Origin of the sequence: Rhodanobacter sp. KK11, from assembly GCF_033345435.1 — a bacterium.
Lineage (GTDB): Bacteria > Pseudomonadota > Gammaproteobacteria > Xanthomonadales > Rhodanobacteraceae > Rhodanobacter.
In genome coordinates this window covers 260,966-283,195 of sequence record NZ_JAWPMI010000003.1, presented here as the reverse complement: position 1 = coordinate 283,195, position 22,230 = coordinate 260,966, and the positions used below count along the sequence as shown (strand labels likewise).

The window sequence follows — 22,230 nt, the reverse complement described above, 5'->3', positions numbered from 1 at the left end:
ACCGGTGTCCGCAATCGGGCAAGCATATCCCTCATGCCCGGACGTTGCGGCAGCCGTGGCTCAGAGCTGGCCGAGGAACGCACGCACGGTCGGCGCGAGTTTCGGGTCTTGCATCGCCATGTGCATGGTGGCGCGCACCAGCCCGGCCTTGTTGCCGCAATCGAAACGGATGCCTTCGAAGCGGTAGGCCAGCACCTTGCCCTGTTCCTTCAGCAGCGCGTCGATCGCGTCGGTGAGCTGGATCTCGCCGCCGGCGCCGGGCGTGGTCTGCTCCAGCAACCGGAAAATACGGCCCGGTAGCACGTAGCGACCGACCACGGCCAGGTTCGACGGTGCATCGGCCGGCTTGGGCTTCTCGACCATGCTGCGGATCTGCGCGCTGCGCTCGTCGACCGGCACGGCGTCGACGATGCCGTACTTGTCGGTCTGGTCATGCGGCACTTCCTCCACCGCGATCACGCCGGCCTGCTGCGCCTCGGCGAGTTCGGCCATCTGTCGCAACGCGCCCTTGCCGGCGCCGTTCCAGATCAGGTCGTCCGGCAGGATCACGCCGAACGGCTCGTCGCCGACCACAGGCTTGGCGCACAGCACGGCATGCCCCAGGCCCAGCGCTTCGGGCTGGGTCACGAAAATCGCCCGCACGTGCCGCGGCAAGGTGCCCTGCACCAGCGCCAGCAGTTCGGCCTTGCCTTTTTCGTGCAGCTTCGACTCCAGCTCGTAGGCCTTGTCGAAGTAGTCGGCGATCGCATGCTTGTAGCGGTTGGTGACGAAAACCAGGGTGTCGGCACCGGCATCCACCGCCTCGTCGACGGCGTACTGGATCAGCGGCTTGTCGAGCACTGGCAGCATTTCCTTGGCCACCACCTTGGTCGCCGGCAGGAAGCGCGTGCCGAGTCCGGCCACGGGAAACACCACTTTGCGCAGGGGCTTGCTCACTCGTTGATCTCCGGATTGGCGCGGCGGATCGACACTACGTTGTCCGGCTGCGCCGATTCGCTCCAGCGGAACGAAGGCAACAGGCTGGACACGCAGCGGCGAAGTTCTTCCTCATCGAAAACGTCGGCCGCCTCGGCAGCCTTGTGCAGCATCGCCTGCAACAGTTCCCACGACACCTCGCGGTGTTGCGCCAGGAAGATCTTGGCGTGCGTGGTGGCGCTGTAGTTCTCCAGCGGATGAAACAGTTCCTCGAACAGCTTCTCGCCGGAACGCAGGCCGGTGTAGACGATCGGGATCTCGCTGCCCGGCTTCTTGCCGGCGAGGCGAATCATCTGCTCGGCCAGATCGCGGATCCTCACCGGCTCGCCCATGTCCAGCGCGAAGATCTCGCCGCCCTTGCCGATGCTGGCGGTCTGCAGGATCAGCTGGCAGGCCTCGGGAATCGTCATGAAGTAGCGCGATATTTCCGGATGCGTCACGGTGACCGGGCCGCCGTCGCGGATCTGCCGGCGGAACAACGGCACCACCGAGCCGGCCGAATCGAGCACGTTGCCGAAGCGCACCGTCATGAAACGGGTCTCGGCGTGCGCATCGAGGTTCTGGCAATAGATCTCGGCGATGCGTTTGCAGGCGCCCATCACGCTGGTCGGGTTGACCGCCTTGTCGGTGGAGATCAGCACGAAACACTCGACCCCGGTTTCGCGGGCCACGTCGGCCACCGTGCGCGTGCCCAGCACGTTGTTGCGGAACGCCGCGCGCAGCTGCCCCTGCAGCATCGGCACGTGCTTGTAGGCTGCGGCGTGGAACACCACCTGCGGCCTGACGTCCGCAAACGCCTTCCGCATGGCGACCTGGTCGCCGCAGTTGGCGAGGACGCCGTCGAGGATCAGCTCGGGGAAATCCGCGCGCAGTTCCTGGCTGATCCGGTACAGGTTGTATTCGCTCTGCTCGACCACGGTGAGCGACTGCGCGCCCAGCCGGGCGACCTGGCGGCACAGTTCCGAGCCGATCGAGCCGCCGCCGCCGGTGATCAGCACGCGGCGCCCGTTCAGGGTTTCGCGGATCGCGGTCCAGTCCAGTTCCACCGTGTCGCGGCCGAGCAGGTCCTCGATCGCCACTTCCTTGATCTGGTTGAACTGGGCGCGGCCGGCCACCACGTCCTCCAGCCGCGGTATGGTCCGGTACGGCAGGTCGGTGGCGTCGCACAGCGAAACCACCCGCCGCATCTCGGCCGTCGAGGCGCCCGGCAGTGCGATCAGCAGCATGTCGATCGCCACTTCGCGGGCAACCTCAGGCAACTGGTCGAAGCGGCCCAGTACCGGGCGGCCGTTGATGCTGGCGCCGCGCAGGCTGGGTTTGTCGTCGACGAAGCCGACCACGGCATAGTGGGGGTCGCGGTGCAAGTCGCGCGAGAGCACCTCGCCGGCGCGATCGGCGCCGACGATCAGGACCCGCTTCACGACCTGGTTCTGCAACAGGTCGTTGCGGCTGTCCTTCCAGTAGCGGTAGGCCAGGCGTGGACCTCCGAGCAGCACGGCAAGCAGCAGCGGATAGAGCACCAGCATCGAGCGCGGCACGCCCTCGAGCCGGTTGTAGAGGAACAACGACAGGCCAATGAGCAGCGAGCCGATCACCACGGCGCGCACGATGTTCCACAGATCCGGAAGGCTGGCGAAGCGCCAAACGCTCCGGTACAGCCCGGTCCAGCGGAAGATCAGCCCCTGCACCAGCAGCACGATCGGAAATTCCAGCGGCTGGAAGCTGAACAGCTCATCGGGCCGCAGCACGTAGCGCAGCAGCTTGGCGATCCACCAGGCGAGCGCGGCCATGGCCAGGTCGTGCAGCACGACGGCGATACGCGGGTGGATGAAGCCGACAAGCTTACGCAGCGACATGGGGCGCCTTGGGCAGGTGGCGTCGCAGACAGCGACGTTTCAGCGCCAGCCATGCGGCTGCAGCGCCAAGATGGACGGCTATGGTAATCGGCAGTGCCATGGGTGGATGACTCCAGGCCAACCAGGCCGACGGTGCCGCGACCAGCAAGTTCCAGCCCGCATAGGCGATATCCGCCCGTGCGTGCGTTCCCCCGCGACGCACCAGCCATTGGTACAGGTGTTCGCGATGCGCAGTGTACCAGCGCCGTCCGCGCCACATGCGGGTCAACAAGGTCAGGCTGGCGTCCGCCACGAAGGCCGACGACAGGATCAGCGCCGGCCACAGCAGCGCCGGCTCGACGCGCCACAGCATCGCGCTGAACGCAAAGACCAGCAGGCCCACGCTGCCGCTGCCGACGTCGCCCATGAAGATTCGCGCCGGCGGCCGGTTGAAGCACCAGAAACCCAGTGCCGATGCCGCAAGGGCCGCCGCTGCGGTGGCCAGCGCAGGCTGTGCCGTCGCCCGCGCCAGCAGAGCCAGGCCTGTGCCTACGAAGAACGCCTGTTGTGCCAGCAGGCCGTCGATACCGTCCATGAAGTTGTGCAGGTTGATGCTCCAGGTGCCGCCGAGCAGCAGCAATGGCAGCCACCACCCAGGCAAACCGGTGGCCAGCAGGCCCAGTGAAAACAGCCCGACCGCCAGCAACTGGGCACCCAGCCGCGGCAGGATCGGCAGCGACCGGTGATCGTCCCACCAGCCAGCCAGTGCCACCAGCGCCAATGCGCCGCACAAGCCTGCGGTCACGCTCGCCGGCCACGGCGCCGGCAGGCTCAGCAGCATGCCCGGCAGGCAGACCAGCATCGCCGCGACGATGCCGACGCCACCGCCGCGCGGGGTGGGCAGGTGATGCGAGCGACGTTGTCCGGGCTGGTCCAGCATGCCGCGCCGATGCGCATAGCCGATCGCGCCGCGCACCAGCAGCAAGGTGATCGAAAAACTGGCCAGCAACCATCCCATGGTCAGGTACATGCTCCACTCACTCGCTGGCGACACCATGAATCGGCCGGATCGTACTCCAGCTCTTGCAACTGGGGCATTGCCAATGATGTGCCTTGGCGCCGAAGCCGCAGCGGCTGCAGCGGTACATCGCCTGGCCTTCCAGCAGCTTGCGGGTCAGATCGCGCAGGATCAGGAAATTCTCGCGTGCCTCGCCCTCGATCTTGTCCATGGTGGCGTCGATCAGGGCCATCAGGCCACGCACCGACGGACGCAGACGCAACTGTGCAGTAAGGAAGTCGATCGCCGCGCGCTCGCCGTCGCGCTGGCGGTACAGGTGGGTCAGCGCCAGCACCGGCGAGACACCGTGATAGCGGCTCAGCATGTCGCGCAGGAAGCTTTCGGCGCGCTCCATTTGTTGCGAGCGGGCGTAGCTGTTGAGCAGCGGCGGCAGGATGTCCGGGGTGAACGCGATGTCGGCGTTGATCGCCGCCTCGTACGCCGCCGCCGCCTCGGCATGCTGGCCGTCCTCGGACAGCAGACGGCCGGTCAGCATGAACGCGCGCACGCAATTCGGCTGGCACTCGAACGCCTGGTGCAGGTAGTCGCGCGCCTCGGCGCGCGCGCCATGCTGGCGTGAGCGGTCGGCCAGCTCGCAGTAGAACTGGGCGATCATCGGCGCCTCGTCTTCGCCGGTCATCACCTCCAGCCGACGCGCGTGCTCGATCGCCTTGTGCCAGTCACGCTCGTGCTGGTAGATCGCGATCAGGTGGCGCAACGCGGACGGCGCGTGCGCGTCCATCGCCACCAGGTCCGAAAACAGCGCCTCGGCACGGTCGAGCAGGCCCGCACGCATGTAGTCCTCGCCCAGCTCCAGCAGCGCCACCGTCTTCATGGCGTCGGTCAGGCCGGGGCGCGAGACCAGGTGCTGGTGCAACCGGATTGCCCGGTCCACCTCACCACGGCGGCGGAACAGGTTGCCCAGCGCCAGATGCGTCTCGACCGTGTCGCGGTTGTACTCGGCCAGCTTGAGGAAGACCTCGATCGCCTTGTCCTGCTCCTCGTTGAGCAGGTAGTTCAGGCCGCGGAAATAGTCCGAGGACAGCTCGCTGACCGCGGCACCGGAACGGCGTGCGCCGACCTGGCGGGAGGCCCACCAGCCCAGCACGAACGCAACTGGCACCAGCGGAACCAGCACATACAGGAGATTCATGGTTTGGCCGGCAACGTCTTGTCCGCGCCCATCCGTCGGTGACGCTGGCGCATGCTCATGCCGAACCATGCAGTGAGCCCGCCCAGCAGCCAACCGACCACCAGTGCGCCCAGCAAGGCAGCACCCTTGGGCAATTGCAGCCGGACCAGCGCGAAGTCGTAACCGACCAAGTCGGCATTGAGCGCACCCAGTACGACGCCGGCGGCGATGAAGATCATGAGGACGATGATGGCGAGCAGTCGCATGGCCGAGACTTTACCCGATTGCTCGTGACAGGCACAGGCAGCGCGGACGGTGCGGGCAGCAATGTATCGATTGATGGCGGCCTGCAGCCATGGCGGAGGGCACCGCAACAAAAAGGCAGGATCGACTTGCGTCGCCTGCCTCCGGTCGGTTGCTCCTGACGATGAGCCGCGCGTCAGGCGGTTTTCTGCTGCGGATCCTGGTTGACGCGTTCCCGCAATTCCTTGCCGGGCTTGAAGTGCGGAACGTGCTTGCCGGGCAGCGCCACGGCCTCGCCCGTCTTGGGATTGCGCCCCATGCGCGGCGGACGGTAGTGCAACGCGAAGCTGCCGAAGCCGCGTACCTCGATGCGTTCACCATGAGCCAATGCGTGACTCATCTGCTCGATGATGCTCTTGACGGCCATCTCGACATCAGCGAACGCAAGATGGGTCTGGCGCCTGGCCAGCGCTTCGATCAATTCGGATTTGGTCATGGGCCCCTACGTCCGTGACATGAGACGGCGTGGCGGCGGGACTGGCCACCGCCACGCGTCCGAGCTGCTGCAAGGCGATCAGTCGGCCTTGTTGAACTGCTCCTTGAGCAGCGCACCAAGCTTGGTCGTGCCGCTGGCAGCGGACGAGTAGTCCGCCGACGTATCGGGCGCGTCCTCTTCGTCCTTCGCGCGGATCGACAGCGCCAGCTGGCGGCCCTTGCGGTCCATGCCGGTGAACTTGGCCTCGACCTTGTCACCCACCTTGAGGTGCTGGGTGGCGTCGTCGATGCGCTCCTTGGCGATGTCGTTGGCGCGCAGGTAACCCTCCACGCCCTCGCCCAGGTCGATCACGGCGCCCTTCGCGTCGACTTCCTTGACGGTGCCGGTGACGATGCTGCCGCGCGGGTTCGCCGCCATGAACTGGCCGAACGGATCCTGCTCCATCTGCTTGATGCCGAGGCTGATGCGCTCGCGCTCCGGATCCACCGCCAGCACCACGGCCTCGATCTCGTCGCCCTTCTTGAAGTTGCGCACGAGGTCCTCGCCGGACATCTGCCAGGAGATGTCGGACAGATGCACCAGGCCGTCGATGCCGCCTTCCAGACCGATGAACACGCCGAAGTCAGTGATCGACTTGATCTGGCCGGAGACCTTGTCGCCCTTCTTGTGCATGGCGGCGAAGGCTTCCCACGGGTTGGAGCGGGTCTGCTTGATGCCCAGCGAGATGCGGCGACGCTCTTCATCCACGTCCAGCACCATCACTTCGGTCTCGTCACCGACCTGCACCACCTTGGCCGGGTTGACGTTCTTGTTGGTCCAGTCCATCTCGGACACGTGCACCAGGCCTTCCACGCCCGGCTCGATCTCGACGAAGCAGCCGTAGTCGGTGACGTTGGAGACCTTGCCGAACAGGCGGCTGCCGACCGGGTAGCGGCGGGCGATGGCGACCCACGGGTCGTCGCCCAGCTGCTTCAGGCCCAGCGAAACGCGGTTGCGCTCCTTGTCGTACTTCAGCACGCGCACGTCCAGCTCGTCGCCGACGTTGACCACTTCGGACGGATGGCGCACGCGCTTCCACGCCATGTCGGTGATGTGCAGCAGGCCGTCGATGCCGCCCAGGTCCACGAACGCGCCGTAGTCGGTGAGGTTCTTCACCACGCCCTTGACCACCGCGCCCTCGGTCAGGCGCTCCAGCAGCTTCTCGCGCTCCTCGGAGAACTCGGTCTCGACGACGGCGCGGCGGCTGACCACCACGTTGTTGCGCTTGCGGTCCAGCTTGATGATCTTGAACTCGAGTTCCTTGCCCTCGAGGTAGGTCGGCTCGCGCACCGGGCGCACGTCGACCAGCGAGCCCGGCAGGAACGCGCGGACGTCCTTGATGTCGACGGTGAAGCCGCCCTTGACCTTGCCGGAGATCATGCCCTTGATGGTCTCCTCCTTGTCGAACGCCTCCTCGAGGTCGTCCCACACCATCGAGCGCTTGGCCTTCTCGCGTGACAGCTTGGTTTCGCCGAAACCGTCTTCCATGGCCTCGAGAGCCACTTTCACGGGATCGCCAACGCTCACCTCGAGGGTGCCGTTCTCGTCCTTGAACTGCTCGATCGGGACGATGCCTTCGCTCTTCAGGCCCGCATTGATCACGACGACGTCGTTGCGGATCTCCACCACGATGCCGGTGACGATGGCGCCGGGCTTCAGCTTGGAGATGGCCTGCTGGCTCTGTTCAAACAGTTCGGCAAAACTTTCAGTCATGTTGATTCCATAGTGGGAAAAGACCGTGGTTCGTCGCGTCTGCTAGGGTGTTGCGCACGAACTTCCGGTCCACCGGTTGAGGGCGCCTTCAGGTGGTTCCACTGAACCGACCATCGTCACCATTGGTCAAAACCCCCTGCCGCAGCAGGGGCACAGAAACCGCCGCGCGACCCGGTCAAGGCTGCACGACGGCAAGTACTTTCGCGACGACCTCGTCGATGCCCATGCCGGTGGTATCCACCAGTACGGCATCTTCGGCGGGCCTGAGCGGCGCAACCGCACGTGATGCGTCACGGCTGTCGCGGGCCTCGATCTCGCGCTGAAGGCCGGCAAGTGTAACGCTGAGTCCCTTTTCCTTCAACTGCTTATAGCGCCTTTTTGCCCGTTCGGCGGCACTCGCGGTGAGAAACACCTTGTGCGGTGCATCAGGGAAGATCACCGTGCCCATGTCGCGCCCGTCGGCGACCAGCCCGGGAGCCTTGCGGAAGCCCAGTTGCAACGCCACCAGTGCCTCGCGCACCGATGGCATCGAGGCGATCGCCGAAGCCGCCGCACCGGCGGTCTCGGTGCGCAATTCGTCGGTGGCATCGTGCCCGTTGACGATTACCCGCGTCGCGCCGCCGTCGCTGGCCGCGCGGAACTGGATCTTCGTGTTCTGCGCGCAGCGGGTCACTGCCTCCACGTCTGACAGATCCAGCCCGGCCATGCCGGCGGCATAGCCCACCGCACGGTACAACGCGCCGGAATCCAGCAGTCGCCAGCCCAGCCGTTCGGCCACCAGTGCGCTGACGGTACCCTTGCCCGACCCCGACGGTCCGTCGATGGTGAGTACCGGGACGGCGTGGGCCTGGCTCATGGAAAGATCCTGATGGGGGTGGCTAAAGCGACCAGTTTACCGCGTTGACCACGCCCGGGGCGCGTGCTATCTAGCCGGTTTGCTCAGCCCGCCTGCCATGTCCGATCCGCTTATGACCGATCTTCGCCGCGAGTTCGAACAGGCTGCCAAGGACATCCAGCGATTGGCCAGGCGTCCCGACAACGACACCCTGCTGAAACTCTATGCGCTCTACAAACAGGGTTCGGAGGGCGATCTCAAGCGTGCCCAGCCCGGTTTCTTCGACTTCGTCGGCACCGCCAAGCACGAGGCCTGGGCGCAATTGAGCGGCGTTTCCGCAGAGGACGCCATGCGTCGTTACATCGCGCTGGTACATCAGTTGCTGGCCTGATCCCGCTCACCTTTCGCATGCGGCGCTTGCTTTCCGGAGCCGAACGCCGGCACATTCATACGATCGTTTGAGCCTCGTGTGGACCGCATGCACTACCCGAATCTGTTCGCCCCGCTCGATCTGGGCCACGTCACTCTGCCCAATCGCATTCTGATGGGCTCGATGCACACCGGGCTGGAGGACAAGGCCAGCGATTACGACAAACTGGCCGCGTATTTCGCCGAGCGCGCCCGCGGCGGCGTGGGCCTGATGGTCACCGGCGGCATCTCACCCAGCATCGAGGGTTGGCTGAAACCGTTCGGCGGGCGCCTCACCATGCCCTGGCACAAGCCGCGCCACCGCAAGCTGACCCGCGCCGTGCACGCCGAAGGCGGGCGCATCTGCATGCAGATCCTGCACGCCGGGCGCTACGGCTACCACCCGCTGTCGGTGGCACCTTCGCGCCTGAAGTCGCCGATTACCCCGTTTACACCGCGGGCGCTCACCGCGCGCGGCGTGGAGCGCACCATCGGCGATTTCGTGCATTGCGCGAAATTGGCCAGGGATGCCGGTTACGACGGCGTCGAGGTGATGGGTTCGGAAGGCTACCTGATCAACGAATTCATCGCCGCGCACACCAACCGGCGCGACGACGCCTGGGGCGGCGACGCCGCGCGGCGCATGCGCTTTCCGGTCGAGATCGTGCGCCGCACGCGCGAAGCCGTAGGCCGCGACTTCATCATCATCTACCGGTTGTCGATGCTCGACCTGGTCGATGGTGGCCAGGACTGGAGCGAGATCGCGACCCTGGCCAAGGCGATCGAGGCGGCCGGCGCCAGCATCATCAACACCGGCATCGGCTGGCACGAGGCGCGCGTACCCACCATCGTCACCAGCGTGCCGCGCGCCGGCTTCGCCTGGGTCACGCAGAAGCTCAAGGGCGAGGTGGCGATCCCGCTGGTCGCCACCAACCGGATCAACATGCCGGACGTGGCCGAACGCATCCTCGCCGGCGGCCGGGCCGACATGGTCTCGATGGCGCGGCCGCTGCTGGCCGACCCCGAATGGGCAAACAAGGCAAAGGCCGGTCGCGGCGAGCGCATCAACACCTGCATCGCCTGCAACCAGGCCTGCCTCGACCACGTGTTCCAGAACCGGCGCGCCAGCTGCCTGGTCAACCCGCGCGCTTGCCACGAAACCGAGCTGAAGATCGAACCGACGACGCGACGCAAGCACATTGCCGTGGTGGGTGCGGGTCCGGCCGGCATGGCCTGCGCCGCCACCCTGGGCGAGCGCGGCCACGCGGTGACCCTGATTGACCAGGCCAGCGAGATCGGTGGCCAGTTCAACTACGCCAAGCAGATTCCGGGCAAGGAAGAGTTTCACGAGACATTGCGCTACTTCCGCCACCGACTGGACGACACCGGCGTCAACGTCAGGCTCGGCCAGACGGCGGATGTCGCCTCGCTGCGCGCAGGCGGCTATGACGAAGTGGTGATCGCCACCGGCATTACGCCGCGCCGGGTGAGCTTTCCCGGCAGCGACGATCCGCGTGTGCTGGGTTATCTCGACGTGCTGGCCCGGCACCGCCCGGTAGGCGCGCGGGTGGCGATCATCGGCGCCGGTGGCATCGGCTTCGACGTGGCCGAGTTCCTGGTCGAGCACCAGCCCTCGCCTACCACCGACGTGGTCCGCTGGACCCGGGCATGGGGTGTGGACATGCAGCTGCGGCAGCGCGGCGGCCTGCAGCCGCCGCAACCGGAAGCGCCGGTACGCCAGATCTGGCTGCTCCAGCGCAGCGAGGGGCGCCTCGGTGCACGGCTCAACAAGACCACGGGCTGGGTGCACCGGGCTGCGCTCAAGGCGAAGCGGGTGACCATGCTGGGCAAGGTCGGCTACGAGCGCTTCGACGACCAGGGCCTGCACATCAGCGTCGACGGCAAACCACAGATCCTGCCGGTGGACCAAGTGGTGGTCTGCGCCGGACAGGAGCCGAACCGCCTGCTGGCCGACGAACTGATCACGGCCGGCGTGAAAGTGCATGTGATTGGCGGCGCCGATGTGGCTGCCGAACTGGACGCCAAGCGCGCCATCGCCCAGGGCACCCGCGTGGCCAGCGAAATCTAGGCCCGGCACGATACCCTGCTGCCTGAGGGCAGCAGGGTATCGACCGTGCAAAAGAAAGCGCCCCGCAGGGAAGACGCATCGACATGGGTTCAGGGGGGGAGTTGAACCAGATGCCGTGTTTAGCGTCGCTGCGGGGCGAGGGCCGCCGCCACTAGGGGGGAGGGGAAGTGGCGGGACGGGAATGATTTTATGATCGACCGAATAAAGTATCTAATATATATTTAAGCCATCATTTATTCGTGATAGCTATATGTTTGATCTCCGCCAGTTGCGCTACTTCGTGGCCGTCGCCGAAGAACTGAGCTTCACCCGCGCCGCACTGCGCCTGCATCTTTCCCAGCCGCCGCTGTCCCAGCAGATCCAGTCGCTGGAGCAGGATCTGGGCGTGCGCCTCCTCGAGCGCACCAAACGCAGCGTGGCAGTGACTGAACCTGGCCGGGTCTTCCTGGAGCACGCACGGCAGATCCTGGCCAAGGTCGATGAATCCCGCAGCCAGGTCGTGGCTGCCGCGGCGGGCTACAGCGGCCAGCTGCGGCTGGCCTACACGGTTTCGGTCTCGTTCCATCCAGCCATGCCGCAGGCCCTGCTGCGCTTCGGCCAGCTTGCTCCCAATGTGCGCCTGCAACTCAGCGAGATGTATACCGAGCCCCAGTTTGCGGCCCTGCTCGCCGGCCAGATCGACGTCGGCTTTGTCCGCGACGAGCCGTCACGCGTGCGGGATGCCGGCAGCCTGCGCCTCAGCGTGGTTGATCGCGAGCCCCTGATGCTTGCCCTGCCCGCCGGCCACCCGATGTCCGGGCGCAGCAGCCTGCGCCTGGCCGAGGTGGCCGGCGACGCGTTCGTGTCGCAACCGCGCGAACTCGCCGCCACGCTCTACGACCGGCTAGTGAAGCTGGCGACGCGTGCCGGTTTCCAGCCGTCGATCACCCAGCATGCCCAGCAGATCAACGGCCTGCTGGCCCTGGTTGCCGCCGGATTGGGGCTGGCTCTGGTCCCGGCCAGCATGCGCACCGTGCGCCTGGCCGGAGTCAGCTACGTGCCACTGGAAGATCCCGATGCCTTCCTGCTGCTGGCCGTAGCCAGCAGATCCGACGACCCCTCCCCCGCCCTGCAACAATTCCTGGCCACGGTGGCGGAAACGGCCATCGCGCCGGACTTGTGACAAGTCATTGGAACCGCTACACTTGCGTGCTTACATTTTAGTCTAGCGTCAGGAGCTGGCCGTGAAGGTGCTTAACTCTTTGAAGTCCGCCAAGGTGCGGCATCGCGACTGCAAGGTTGTGCGCCGTCGTGGCAAGGTGTTCGTGATCTGCAAGAGCAACCCCCGTTTCAAGGCCCGCCAGCGCTGAGCCCAGCCTGTCGACCTCATGAAAAAGGCCGCGCAAGCGGCCTTTCTTGTGGGCGAGTGGGCGTGCCGCCGTTGCTGGCGCGGGGCACCCGTCATTCGTAGCGGACGTCGACAATCTCGTAGTGCTTGACGCCGTTCGGTGCGGTGAACTCGAGGCTGTCGCCGGCGTTCTTGCCGATCAACGCGCGGGCGATCGGCGAGGACACCGCGATCAGGCGCTGCTTGATGTCCGCCTCCAAGTCGCCGACGATCTGGTAAGTCACGCTGCTGCCGCTGTCCTCGTCCTCCAGGTCGACGGTGGCGCCGAACACCACGCGCTTGCCGGGATTGAGCCGGGCCACGTCGATCACTTCGGCGGTCGACAGCAGGGCTTCGAGCTGGGCGATGCGGCCCTCGGTGAAACTCTGCAGTTCGCGTGCGGCGTGATACTCCGCGTTCTCCTTGAGGTCGCCGTGGGCGCGGGCCTCGGCGATCGCCGCGATGATGCGCGGGCGCTCGACCGACTTCAGCCGTTCCAGTTCCGCGCGCAGGCGCTCGGCGCCGGTCTTGGTGATGGGGGCGCGACTCATGCGCTGAGCTCCTTGTGCAGTTCCTGCAGGCTGTGTACTTCACCGTCGCCGTGGAAGTCCAGCGAATGCACGAGCGCGCGGGCGCCCGCCACTGTAGTGGAGTACGTGACGCGATGCTGCAACGCCTCGCGCCGGATCGAGAACGAGTCGGCGATCGCCTGCTTGCCCTCGGTGGTGTTGACGATATAGACGATCTCGCCGTTCTTGATCAGGTCGACGATGTGCGGGCGGCCTTCGAGCACCTTGTTGATCCGCTCGCAGGCGACACCGTGGCTCTGCAAATAGGCCGCGGTACCACCAGTGGCCACCAGACTGAAGCCGCGGCGCAGCACGTCCTGCGCCACCGGCAGCAGGCGGTCCTTGTCGGCGTCGCGCACCGACACGAACACCTTGCCCTTCGGCGGCGTCTTGATTCCGGCAGCATCGTGGCCGCGCGCGAACGCGGCGCCGAAGCTGCGGCCCACGCCCATCACCTCGCCAGTGGAGCGCATCTCGGGACCGAGGATGGGGTCGACGTTCTGGAACTTGATGAAGGGGAAGATCGCCTCCTTCACCGAGTAGTACGCGGGGATCACTTCCTTCGTGGCACCCTGCTCGGCCAGCGTCTTGCCGGCCATGCAGCGCGCAGCGATCTTGGCCAGCGCCACGCCGGTGGCCTTGGAAACGAACGGCACCGTGCGCGAAGCGCGCGGGTTCACCTCGAGGATGAACACTGTCTCGCCCTGGATGGCGAACTGGGTATTCATCAGGCCGATCACCTTGAGCTCCCTGGCCATCGCGGCAACCTGGCGGCGCAGTTCGTCCTGCACTTCGGTGCTGAGCGAATACGGCGGCAGCGAGCAGGAGGAATCGCCCGAGTGCACGCCGGCCTCTTCGATGTGCTCCATGATGCCGCCGATCAGCACGTTGCCCTGGGCGTCGGCGATGACGTCCACGTCCACCTCGACCGCGTGGTCGAGGAAGCGGTCCAGCAGCACCGGCGAATCGTTCGACACCTGCACCGCCTCGCGGATGTAGCGCGACAGGTCGGCGTCGTCGTACACCACCTCCATCGCGCGACCGCCGAGCACGTAGCTGGGGCGCACCACCAGCGGGTAGCCGATCTCGCGCGCCAGCGCCAGCGCCTCGTCGGCGTTGCGCGCGGTGCGGTTCGGCGGCTGGCGCAGGCCCAGCTTCTCGATCATGTGCTGGAAGCGCTCGCGATCCTCGGCCAGGTCGATCGAATCGGGACTGGTGCCGATGATCGGCACGCCGGCAGCTTCCAGGGCCCGCGCGAGCTTCAGCGGGGTCTGGCCACCATACTGCACGATCACGCCCTTGGGCTTTTCGAGATCGACGATCTCCAGCACGTCCTCCAGCGTCAGCGGCTCGAAGTACAGGCGGTCGGAAGTGTCGTAGTCGGTGGAGACGGTTTCCGGGTTGCAGTTGACCATGATGGTTTCATAGCCATCCTGGCGCAGCGCCAGCGCCGCGTGCACGCAGCAGTAGTCGAACTCGATGCCCTGGCCGATGCGGTTGGGGCCGCCGCCGAGCACGATGATCTTCTCACGGTCGGTGGGGTGGGCCTCGCACTCTTCCTCGTAGGTCGAGTACATGTAGGCCGTGGTGGTGGCGAATTCGGCAGCGCACGAGTCCACCCGCTTGTACACCGGGCGCACGCCCAGGGTGCGGCGCAAGTGGCGCACGGCCGCCTCGTCGGAGCTGGTCAGCTCGGCCAGGCGCGCGTCGGAGAAGCCCATGCGCTTGAGCGCGCGCATGCGCGGGGCGTCCAGTGCAGCGATGCCCTGCGCCTTGACCTCACCCTCGGCGAGAACGATGTCCTCGAATGCGGCGAGAAACCACGGGTCGACCCGGCTGAGCTCGTGCACCTCTTCCAGCGACAACCCGGCGCGGAATGCATCGGCAAGATGGAACACGCGATCGGGACGCGGCTCGCGCAGCTCGCGTTTCAGGGTGGCCAGGCCTTCTTCCGTGCCGATATCGAGTCCGGTGGGGTTCAAGCCGGTCTTGCCCGTTTCCAACCCGCGCAGCGCCTTCTGCAGCGACTCGGCGAACGTGCGGCCAATGGCCATCACCTCGCCCACCGATTTCATCTGGGTGGTGAGGCGCGCGTCGGCACGCGGAAACTTCTCGAAGGCAAAGCGCGGAATCTTGGTGACCACGTAGTCGATGGACGGCTCGAACGAGGCTGGCGTCCTGCCGCCGGTGATGTCGTTCTTGAGCTCGTCGAGCGTGTAGCCCACGGCCAGCTTGGCGGCGACCTTGGCGATCGGGAAGCCGGTGGCCTTCGACGCCAGTGCCGAGGAGCGCGACACGCGCGGGTTCATCTCGATCACCACCACGCGGCCGTCGGCGGGGTTGATGCCGAACTGCACGTTGGAGCCGCCGGTATCCACGCCGATCTTGCGCAGCACCGCGATCGAGGCATCACGCAGGCGCTGGTATTCCTTGTCGGTGAGCGTCTGCGCCGGGGCCACCGTGATCGAGTCGCCGGTGTGCACGCCCATCGGGTCGAGGTTCTCGATGGCGCAGATGATGATGCAGTTGTCCGCGGTGTCGCGGACCACCTCCATCTCGAATTCCTTCCAGCCCAGCACCGATTCGTCGATCAGCACCTCGTGCGTGGGCGACATTTCGAGGCCGCGCTTGACGATGGTCTCGAACTCTTCCTTGTTGTAGGCGATGCCGCCGCCGGTGCCGCCCAGCGTGAAGCTGGGACGGATGATCACGGGGAAACCGAGCTGCGTCTGGATCCGCACTGCGTGCTCGAAGCTCTTGGCCACGTCCGACTTCGGGCTTTCCAGCCCGATCTCGGTCATGGCGTGCTTGAACAACTCGCGGTCCTCGGCCATGCGGATGGCGTCGCGCTTGGCACCGATCAGCTCGACGTCGTACTTCTCCAGCACGCCGTGGTCGGCCAGATCCAGTGCGCAGTTCAGCGCGGTCTGTCCGCCCATCGTGGGCAGCACCGCGTCCGGACGTTCCTTGGCGATGATGCGCTCTACCGTCTGCCAGTTGATCGGCTCGATGTAGACCGCGTCGGCGGTATCCGGGTCGGTCATGATGGTGGCCGGATTGGAGTTCACCAGGATCACCCGGTAGCCCTCTTCCTTCAGCGCCTTGCACGCCTGCGCACCGGAGTAGTCGAACTCGCAGGCCTGGCCGATCACGATCGGGCCAGCGCCGATGATGAGGATGCTCTTGATGTCGGTACGCTTAGGCATGCGTGCGGGCCTCCTGCATCAGTGCGGCAAAACGTTGGAACAGATAGCCGATATCGTGCGGGCCGGGGCTCGCCTCGGGGTGCCCCTGGAAGCAGAACGCCGGGCGGTCGGTCAGCGCGAAACCCTGCAGCGAGCCGTCGAACAGCGAGACGTGCGTGACACGCGCGTGCGCCGGCAGTGTGGCCGGGTCCACCGCGAAGCCGTGGTTCTGGCTGGTGATCAGCACGCGGCCGTCGTCCAGGTCCTTCACCGGATGGTTGGCGCCGTGGTGGCCGAACTTCATCTTCAGCGTCTTGCCGCCCAGCGCAAGGCCCATCAACTGGTGGCCGAGGCAGATGCCGAACAGCGGGATCTTCGCGTCGAGGAATTGCCGGGTCGCCGCGACGGCGTAATCGCAGGCCGCCGGATCGCCGGGGCCATTGGAGAGGAATACGCCATCGGGCTTCATGGCGAGCACCTCGGCGGCGGGCGTCTGTGCCGGCACCACGGTGATCTCGCAGCCCTGCTCGGCCAACAGGCGCAGGATGTTGAGCTTGGTGCCGAAATCGTAGGCGACCACCTTGAAGCGCAGCGCGGGCTGGTTGAATGAAGCACGATCGAGGTCGTACACGCCCTGGTTCCACGCATACGGCTTGACGGTGCTGACCACCTTGGCCAGGTCCATGCCGTTCAGGCCGGGGAACGCGCGTGCCCTGGCCAGCGCCGCATCGGCGTCGACTTGCTCACCTGCCACGATGCAGCCGGCGAGCGCGCCCTTGTCGCGCAGGATGCGGGTCAACCGGCGAGTGTCGATGCCGGCGATCGCGACCGTGCCGTGACGCTTCAGGTAGTCGGGCAGGCTTTCGGTGCTGCGCCAGTTGCTGGCCCGGCGCGGCACGTCGCGCACGATCAGGCCGGCTGCGTGCACGGCGGTGGACTCCACGTCCTCGGCGTTGACGCCGGTGCTGCCGATGTGCGGATAGGTCAGCGTGACGATCTGGCGCGCGTAGGAAGGATCGGTGAGGATCTCCTGGTAGCCGGTCATCGCGGTGTTGAAGACCACCTCGCCGACGGTTTCGCCAAGGGCGCCGACGGCGTGACCGTGAAACACGCTGCCGTCTTCGAGGGCCAGCAGGGCAGAAATAGGCATCGGGTAACCGCCTTTTGGATACAGCGAAGTCCGCAAGCCGCAGGATTGCCGGCTTGTGGAACTTGACAGGGAAAGAAATTCGGGCGGGTGGAAATGATAGGCGGCGGGGCCGTTTCTGTCCACCTTACGGAACGTGAATATTGCGCATTCGAGGCCGTTTGCCCCGATCGAGCGGCGCTACACTAGGCGACATTTCGCCGGAGTCCGATGCCCCATGAGTGCCGCCGTCCTGCTCGATCCCGCCCGCCTCGATCGTCCGGATACCACGGTTCAGCACCAGCCCTTCCCGTTCATGATGGCGCACGGGCAGCTGCCGGACGAGGCGCGTGATGAGCTGGATCGCGACTTCCCCCGCTATGTCAGCGCCGGCTTCTTCCCCTACGACCCGGCCGAGTGCGGCCCCAGCATCAATACGCTGATCGAGAACATGACAGCGCCGGCGTTCGCCCGCGCCATCGGCCAGCGCCTGGGCATCGACCAGCTCGACCAGTACCCGACCCTGGTGACGCTTTGTCGCCTGCTCAACAAGCGCCACGGCACCATCCATACCGACAGCAGGTCCAAGGTGGCCACCGCGTTGATCTACCTGAATCCGCAATGGCCGGACACCAGCGACGGCTGCCTGCGTTTCCTGCACAAGATCGACGACATCGACAGCGTGGTGGTTCCCGAGCTGGCGCCGCTCTACGGCGAGTTCGCCGTGTTCAAGCGTTGCGAAAACTCCTTTCATGGCCACCTGCCCTACGAGGGCGAACGACGGGTGATCCAGGTGGCCTGGCTGACCAGCGAAGAAGAGAAGCTGCGCAAGACCAAACGCGGCAAGTTCTCGCGCGCATTCAAGAAGCTATTCGGCCGTCTGGATGCCAAGCTCGGTGCCGGGCGCGGCCGCAACGCCTCGCACCCCGACTGAGCCTGCCCCGCGACGACCTGGCCACGCGCGACAACTGCCCCACCGCTCGTCGCCGTCAACGCGCGATCTTTCGAGACCGGCTCAGGGCAACGTGGCGATCACGTCGTCCAGTTGCCACCGGCCGGCCGGCCGGCCTGTCAGCCAGCGCGCCGCGTACAGGGCGCCGCGCGCGAAGATCGACCGGTCGGTGGCGCGATGTGCCAGCTCCAGCCGTTCGCCCTGCCCGATCAGCATGGCCGTGTGCTCGCCGACTATGTCGCCCCCGCGCACCACGGCGAAGCCGATGCTGCCCTCGGCACGCTCGCCGGTGTGGCCTTCGCGGTGGTATGTCGCCGTCGTTTCCAGCACGGTGTCGCGTGCCGCCGCTGCCGCCCGGCCGAGCGCCAGCGCAGTACCGGACGGTGCGTCCTGCTTGCGGCCGTGGTGCGCCTCGACGATTTCCAGATCCCAGTCCGGCAGGGCCGCCGCCGCTTCGCGCAGCAGGCGCGTCAACACCGCCACGCCGAGGCTGAAATTGGCAGCGCGCAGGATCGCGATGTGGCGGGCGGCATCGGCCAGGCGTGTTTCGAGTGCTGCGTCGATGCCGGTGGTCCCGCTGACCAGGGCCGTGCCGTGCGCCAGGCAATGATCGAGCGCCCGTGCCAGCGCAGCCGGATTGCTGAAGTCGACGATGACATCGATCGGCGGCGCCAGTGTCCAGTCGTGCGCATAGTGCAGAGAACCCGTCGCGAGGCCGGGTACCGGCTGGCCGTCGTGGACCGAGCCCGGCGCGACCACCGCATGCACCAGCTCGATGCCTGCGTCCGCACCAAGCAGGTCGAGCAATGCGTGCCCCATGCGACCGGAGGCGCCGTTCAGGGCGAGGCGAAGAGGACGGGGCATCGGCGGCGTTCCAGTGGTCGGGCCGTACATGCTAACCGCGCAGCGAAGCCTACGCGGTGACCCTGGACCAGAATTTTTTCACGCCGTCGACCCAGCCCTTGGCGCGCGGCGTGTGCTTGCCGGCGTCGCTGCCGGCGAAGGTGGCCTCCAGGGACTCCAGCAGCTCGCGCTGCTGCCTGGTCAGGCGTACCGGCGTCTCCACCACCACGCGGCAAATCAGGTCGCCGTGGCGGCTGCTGCGGACCGACTTCACGCCGCGGCCGCGCAGACGGAACTGGGTGCCGGTCTGCGTTTCCGGCGGAATGCTGATCGGCACTTCGCCTTCCAGCGTCGGCACCGGCAGCTCGGCACCGAGCGCCGCCTGCGAAAAACGGATCGGCAATTCGCAGTACAGGTCGTTGCCGTCGCGCTGGAAGATGTCGTGTTCGCGCACGCGCACCTCCACGTACAGGTCGCCGGCCGGCGCACCGGCCGGGCCGGCCTCGCCCTGGCCGGAGAGGCGGATGCGGTCCCCGTTGTCGACGCCCTCGGGGATCTGCACCGACAGCGTGCGGGTTTCTTCCAGGCGGCCCTCGCCATGACACTTCCGGCACGGCCTTTCGATCGCCTGGCCGCTGCCGCCGCAATGCGGGCAGGCCTGCTGGATCGAGAAGATGCCGTTCTGCATGCGCACCTGACCGTGGCCGTGGCAGGTCTTGCACTTGCTGACCTTGCCGTCCTCCGAGCCGCTGCCGTTGCAATGGTGGCAGTTGACCTGGGTCGGCACCTCGATCTGCCGGCTGACGCCGAACACGGCCTCCTCCAGGTTCAGCTCGATGATGTAGCGCAGGTCGGCGCCGCGCCGCGGGCGGCCACGCCCGCCGCCGCGGCCGAAGATGTCACCGAAAATGTCGCCGAAAATGTCGCCCATGTCACCGAAGCCGGCGCCACCGCGACCGCCCATGCCGTTCTCGAAAGCGGCATGGCCATGCTGGTCGTACATCGCGCGCTTCGAAGCGTCGGACAGGACTTCGTAGGCCTCCTTGGCCTCCTTGAACTTGTCCTGCGCGGTGGGATCGTCCGGGCAGCGGTCCGGATGGTATTTCATCGCCAGCCGGCGAAAGGATTTCTTCAGCTCGGCTTCGCTGGCGCTGCGCTCGACGCCCAGCACTTCGTAGTAGTCACGCTTGCTCATTCATGCATCCACACTGCTTGTCACGCCCCTGCCCCATCCAGCAAAACAGCCCGCGCCGGGAGTTTGCCTGGCGCGGGCTGGTCGATCGGCCGTACCGCTGACGGCCGGTGATTATTGCTTGTTGTCCTTCACTTCGGTGAACTCGGCGTCGACCACGTCGTCCGGCTGAGCAGAACCGCCCGGTGCCGACTGCGCGCCAGCATCGGCCTGGCCGCCCTGCGCGGCCGCATACAGCGCCTGCGCCACCTGCTCCAGCTTCTCGACCTTGGCCTCGATCGCCGCCTTGTCGTCGCTATCCTTGACCTTCTCCAGGTCGGACAACGCGCCCTCGATGCTGCTGAGCTGGTCGGCCGGCACCTTGCCGCCGTGCTCCTTCAGCGCGCTGCGGGTGGCGTGCACCAGCTGGTCGGCCTTGTTGCGCGTGGCCACCAGTTCGTGGAACTTCTTGTCTTCTTCCTTGTTCGCCTCGGCGTCGGCGACCATCCGCGCGATCTCCTCCTCGGACAGGCCCGAGCCGGCCTTGATCTCGATCTTCTGCTCCTTGCCGGTCTTCTTGTCCTTGGCCGACACGTGCAGGATGCCGTTTGCGTCGATGTCGAAGGTGACTTCGATCTGCGGCATGCCGCGCGGCGCCGGTTCGATGCCCTGCAGGTCGAACTTGCCCAGCGACTTGTTCGCGCTGGCGCGCTCGCGCTCGCCCTGCAGCACGTGCACGGTCACTGCGGTCTGGTTGTCGTCGGCGGTGGAGAAGGTCTGCGAGGCCTTGGTCGGCACCGTGGTGTTCTTCTCGATCAGCTTGGTCATCACGCCGCCCATGGTCTCGATGCCGAGCGACAGCGGGGTGACGTCGAGCAGCAGCACGTCCTTGACCGAACCGCCCAGCACGCCACCCTGGATCGCCGCGCCCACGGCGACGGCCTCGTCCGGATTGACGTCCTTGCGCGGCTCCTTGCCGAAGAAATCCTTCACCGCCTCCTGCACCTTCGGCATGCGGGTCTGGCCGCCGACCAGGATCACGTCGTCGATGTCGGACACACGCAGGCCGGCGTCATTCAACGCAGTGCGGCAGGGCTCGATGGTGCGCTTGACCAGGTCCTCGACCAGCGCCTCGAGCTTGGCCCGGGTCAGCTTGATGTTGAGGTGCTTCGGACCGGACGCGTCGGCCGTCACGTACGGCAGGTTCACGTCGGTCTGGTGATTCGAGGACAGCTCGATCTTGGCGCGCTCGGCGGCGTCCTTCAGGCGCTGCAGCGCGAGCGGGTCCTTGCGCAGGTCGATGCCCTGCTCCTTCTGGAATTCCTCGACCAGGTAGTCGATGACGCGCATGTCGAAGTCCTCGCCGCCGAGGAAGGTGTCGCCGTTGGTGGCCAGCACCTCGAACTGCTTCTCGCCGTCGACTTCGGCGATCTCGATGATCGACACGTCGAAGGTGCCGCCGCCCAGGTCGTAAACCGCGATCTTGCGGTCGCCGCCCTTCTTGTCCAAGCCATAGGCCAGCGCGGCCGCGGTCGGCTCGTTGATGATGCGCTTGACTTCCAGGCCGGCGATCTTGCCGGCGTCCTTGGTCGCCTGGCGCTGGCTGTCGTTGAAGTACGCCGGCACCGTGATCACCGCCTCGGTGATCGTCTCGCCGAGGTAGTCCTCGGCGGTCTTCTTCATCTTCATCAGCACCTTGGCGGAGATTTCCTGCGGCGCCATCTTCTTGCCGTCGGAGGTCTGCACCCAGGCATCGCCGTTGTCATGAGCAACGACACCATAAGGCACGATGTGCAGGTCTTTCTGCACCTCGGCATCGGTGAACTTGCGGCCGATCAGGCGCTTCACCGCATAGAAGGTGTTCTTCGGGTTGGTCACGCTCTGGCGCTTGGCCGAGGCGCCCACCAGCACTTCGCCGTCCTTGGTGAAGGCGACGATGGAGGGCGTGGTGCGATCGCCTTCCGAGTTCTCGATGACCTTGGTCGTGCTGCCGTCCATCACGGACACGCAGGAGTTGGTCGTGCCCAGGTCGATGCCGATGATCTTGCCCATGTGTGCGATCTCCGAAATTTTTTTTGCGGCCCCCGCGGCCGCACCGGTTTCCAGATGGGGCCCGGCCTTGGCGATTCAATGCCGGCAAGGCCCCCGATGTGATTTCGCGGCGCCCGCCGTCGCACCGTTCAGGCGGCCCCGGAC

19 protein-coding genes are annotated in these 22,230 nt (G+C 66.3%); 5 read left to right on the top strand and 14 right to left on the bottom strand.

Translation table 11 applies throughout. The features are described 5' to 3' along the window. Window positions 1–60: 60 nt before the first annotated feature. From galU to cmk, 8 genes are all read right to left on the bottom strand, one after another. Window positions 61–936: a UTP--glucose-1-phosphate uridylyltransferase GalU gene (gene galU / locus R5H19_RS09205; protein WP_318158691.1), complete on the bottom strand. Its 876-nt coding sequence runs from the start codon at window positions 934–936 to the stop codon at window positions 61–63. Further along, the gene (locus R5H19_RS09200; RefSeq protein ID WP_318158690.1) at window positions 933–2,831 is read right to left on the bottom strand and encodes a nucleoside-diphosphate sugar epimerase/dehydratase; all 1,899 of its coding nucleotides are present in this window, start codon (window positions 2,829–2,831) and stop codon (window positions 933–935) included. The genes galU and R5H19_RS09200 overlap by 4 nt, the downstream gene beginning before the upstream one ends. Further along, a complete protein-coding gene (locus R5H19_RS09195) occupies window positions 2,818–3,840 on the bottom strand; it encodes a glycosyltransferase family 4 protein (RefSeq protein WP_318158689.1) in 1,023 nt (340 codons plus the stop codon). The genes R5H19_RS09200 and R5H19_RS09195 overlap by 14 nt, the downstream gene beginning before the upstream one ends. A gap of 7 nt (window positions 3,841–3,847) precedes the next feature. Continuing rightward, a complete protein-coding gene (gene lapB / locus R5H19_RS09190) occupies window positions 3,848–5,020 on the bottom strand; it encodes a lipopolysaccharide assembly protein LapB (protein ID WP_318158688.1) in 1,173 nt (390 codons plus the stop codon). Next, window positions 5,017–5,265: a DUF1049 domain-containing protein gene (locus R5H19_RS09185; RefSeq protein WP_318158687.1), complete on the bottom strand. Its 249-nt coding sequence runs from the start codon at window positions 5,263–5,265 to the stop codon at window positions 5,017–5,019. Before R5H19_RS09185 ends, lapB begins: the two co-directional genes overlap by 4 nt. Window positions 5,266–5,438: 173 nt before the next feature. After that, complete coding sequence (locus R5H19_RS09180; protein WP_318158686.1) at window positions 5,439–5,738, bottom strand: integration host factor subunit beta; 300 nt, start codon at window positions 5,736–5,738, stop codon at window positions 5,439–5,441. 78 nt (window positions 5,739–5,816) lie between these two features. Further along, the gene (gene rpsA, locus R5H19_RS09175; RefSeq protein ID WP_318158685.1) at window positions 5,817–7,490 is read right to left on the bottom strand and encodes a 30S ribosomal protein S1; all 1,674 of its coding nucleotides are present in this window, start codon (window positions 7,488–7,490) and stop codon (window positions 5,817–5,819) included. Between the two features lie 175 nt (window positions 7,491–7,665). Next, window positions 7,666–8,346: a (d)CMP kinase gene (gene cmk, locus R5H19_RS09170; RefSeq protein WP_318158684.1), complete on the bottom strand. Its 681-nt coding sequence runs from the start codon at window positions 8,344–8,346 to the stop codon at window positions 7,666–7,668. A 112-nt stretch (window positions 8,347–8,458) separates the two neighbouring features. Between cmk and R5H19_RS09165 the strand changes: the two genes are divergently transcribed. The 4 genes from R5H19_RS09165 (at window position 8,459) to ykgO (ending at window position 12,171) form a co-directional block, all read left to right on the top strand. Continuing rightward, the gene (locus R5H19_RS09165) at window positions 8,459–8,716 is read left to right on the top strand and encodes an acyl-CoA-binding protein (RefSeq protein ID WP_318158683.1); all 258 of its coding nucleotides are present in this window, start codon (window positions 8,459–8,461) and stop codon (window positions 8,714–8,716) included. An 87-nt stretch (window positions 8,717–8,803) separates the two neighbouring features. Continuing rightward, complete coding sequence (locus R5H19_RS09160; RefSeq protein WP_318158682.1) at window positions 8,804–10,822, top strand: NADPH-dependent 2,4-dienoyl-CoA reductase; 2,019 nt, start codon at window positions 8,804–8,806, stop codon at window positions 10,820–10,822. A gap of 250 nt (window positions 10,823–11,072) precedes the next feature. Continuing rightward, entirely contained in the window at window positions 11,073–11,984 is a 912-nt protein-coding gene (locus R5H19_RS09155; RefSeq protein ID WP_318158681.1) for a LysR family transcriptional regulator, read from the top strand. 61 nt (window positions 11,985–12,045) lie between these two features. Further along, window positions 12,046–12,171: a type B 50S ribosomal protein L36 gene (gene ykgO / locus R5H19_RS09150; RefSeq protein ID WP_318158680.1), complete on the top strand. Its 126-nt coding sequence runs from the start codon at window positions 12,046–12,048 to the stop codon at window positions 12,169–12,171. Between the two features lie 91 nt (window positions 12,172–12,262). Here ykgO and greA read toward each other — a convergent pair whose 3' ends face one another. From greA to carA, 3 genes are read right to left on the bottom strand one after another with little or no spacing between them, the layout of a single operon-like run. Beyond that, window positions 12,263–12,739: a transcription elongation factor GreA gene (gene greA, locus R5H19_RS09145; protein ID WP_318158679.1), complete on the bottom strand. Its 477-nt coding sequence runs from the start codon at window positions 12,737–12,739 to the stop codon at window positions 12,263–12,265. Then, window positions 12,736–15,963: a carbamoyl-phosphate synthase large subunit gene (gene carB / locus R5H19_RS09140; protein ID WP_318158678.1), complete on the bottom strand. Its 3,228-nt coding sequence runs from the start codon at window positions 15,961–15,963 to the stop codon at window positions 12,736–12,738. The genes greA and carB overlap by 4 nt, the downstream gene beginning before the upstream one ends. Beyond that, the gene (gene carA / locus R5H19_RS09135) at window positions 15,956–17,092 is read right to left on the bottom strand and encodes a glutamine-hydrolyzing carbamoyl-phosphate synthase small subunit (protein ID WP_318158677.1); all 1,137 of its coding nucleotides are present in this window, start codon (window positions 17,090–17,092) and stop codon (window positions 15,956–15,958) included. Before carA ends, carB begins: the two co-directional genes overlap by 8 nt. Before the next feature lie 214 nt (window positions 17,093–17,306). Between carA and R5H19_RS09130 the strand changes: the two genes are divergently transcribed. Beyond that, a complete protein-coding gene (locus R5H19_RS09130; RefSeq protein WP_318158676.1) occupies window positions 17,307–18,002 on the top strand; it encodes a 2OG-Fe(II) oxygenase in 696 nt (231 codons plus the stop codon). An 81-nt stretch (window positions 18,003–18,083) separates the two neighbouring features. On the opposite strand, the gene dapB is transcribed toward R5H19_RS09130, so the two are convergent. The 3 genes from dapB to dnaK form a co-directional block, all read right to left on the bottom strand. Continuing rightward, on the bottom strand, window positions 18,084–18,884 hold the full coding sequence (gene dapB, locus R5H19_RS09125; RefSeq protein ID WP_318158675.1) for a 4-hydroxy-tetrahydrodipicolinate reductase: 801 nt from the start codon (window positions 18,882–18,884) through the stop codon (window positions 18,084–18,086). 49 nt (window positions 18,885–18,933) lie between these two features. After that, on the bottom strand, window positions 18,934–20,058 hold the full coding sequence (gene dnaJ, locus R5H19_RS09120) for a molecular chaperone DnaJ (protein WP_318158674.1): 1,125 nt from the start codon (window positions 20,056–20,058) through the stop codon (window positions 18,934–18,936). 111 nt (window positions 20,059–20,169) lie between these two features. Continuing rightward, complete coding sequence (dnaK, locus tag R5H19_RS09115; RefSeq protein ID WP_318158673.1) at window positions 20,170–22,086, bottom strand: molecular chaperone DnaK; 1,917 nt, start codon at window positions 22,084–22,086, stop codon at window positions 20,170–20,172. Between the last annotated feature and the right edge of the window lie 144 nt (window positions 22,087–22,230).

Excerpts from the sequence above, each read along its gene's own strand:
- R5H19_RS09200 (WP_318158690.1), bottom strand. The coding sequence starts at position 2,831 with ATGTCGCTGCGTAAGCTTGTCGGCTTCATCCACCCGCGTATCGCCGTC.
- R5H19_RS09195 (WP_318158689.1), bottom strand. The coding sequence starts at position 3,840 with ATGTACCTGACCATGGGATGGTTGCTGGCCAGTTTTTCGATCACCTTG.
- lapB (WP_318158688.1), bottom strand. The coding sequence starts at position 5,020 with ATGAATCTCCTGTATGTGCTGGTTCCGCTGGTGCCAGTTGCGTTCGTG.
- R5H19_RS09185 (WP_318158687.1), bottom strand. The coding sequence starts at position 5,265 with ATGCGACTGCTCGCCATCATCGTCCTCATGATCTTCATCGCCGCCGGC.
- R5H19_RS09180 (WP_318158686.1), bottom strand. The coding sequence starts at position 5,738 with ATGACCAAATCCGAATTGATCGAAGCGCTGGCCAGGCGCCAGACCCAT.
- rpsA (WP_318158685.1), bottom strand. The coding sequence starts at position 7,490 with ATGACTGAAAGTTTTGCCGAACTGTTTGAACAGAGCCAGCAGGCCATC.
- cmk (WP_318158684.1), bottom strand. The coding sequence starts at position 8,346 with ATGAGCCAGGCCCACGCCGTCCCGGTACTCACCATCGACGGACCGTCG.
- R5H19_RS09165 (WP_318158683.1), top strand. The coding sequence starts at position 8,459 with ATGACCGATCTTCGCCGCGAGTTCGAACAGGCTGCCAAGGACATCCAG.
- R5H19_RS09160 (WP_318158682.1), top strand. The coding sequence starts at position 8,804 with ATGCACTACCCGAATCTGTTCGCCCCGCTCGATCTGGGCCACGTCACT.
- R5H19_RS09155 (WP_318158681.1), top strand. The coding sequence starts at position 11,073 with ATGTTTGATCTCCGCCAGTTGCGCTACTTCGTGGCCGTCGCCGAAGAA.
- greA (WP_318158679.1), bottom strand. The coding sequence starts at position 12,739 with ATGAGTCGCGCCCCCATCACCAAGACCGGCGCCGAGCGCCTGCGCGCG.
- carB (WP_318158678.1), bottom strand. The coding sequence starts at position 15,963 with ATGCCTAAGCGTACCGACATCAAGAGCATCCTCATCATCGGCGCTGGC.
- carA (WP_318158677.1), bottom strand. The coding sequence starts at position 17,092 with ATGCCTATTTCTGCCCTGCTGGCCCTCGAAGACGGCAGCGTGTTTCAC.
- R5H19_RS09130 (WP_318158676.1), top strand. The coding sequence starts at position 17,307 with ATGAGTGCCGCCGTCCTGCTCGATCCCGCCCGCCTCGATCGTCCGGAT.
- dapB (WP_318158675.1), bottom strand. The coding sequence starts at position 18,884 with ATGCCCCGTCCTCTTCGCCTCGCCCTGAACGGCGCCTCCGGTCGCATG.
- dnaJ (WP_318158674.1), bottom strand. The coding sequence starts at position 20,058 with ATGAGCAAGCGTGACTACTACGAAGTGCTGGGCGTCGAGCGCAGCGCC.
- dnaK (WP_318158673.1), bottom strand. The coding sequence starts at position 22,086 with ATGGGCAAGATCATCGGCATCGACCTGGGCACGACCAACTCCTGCGTG.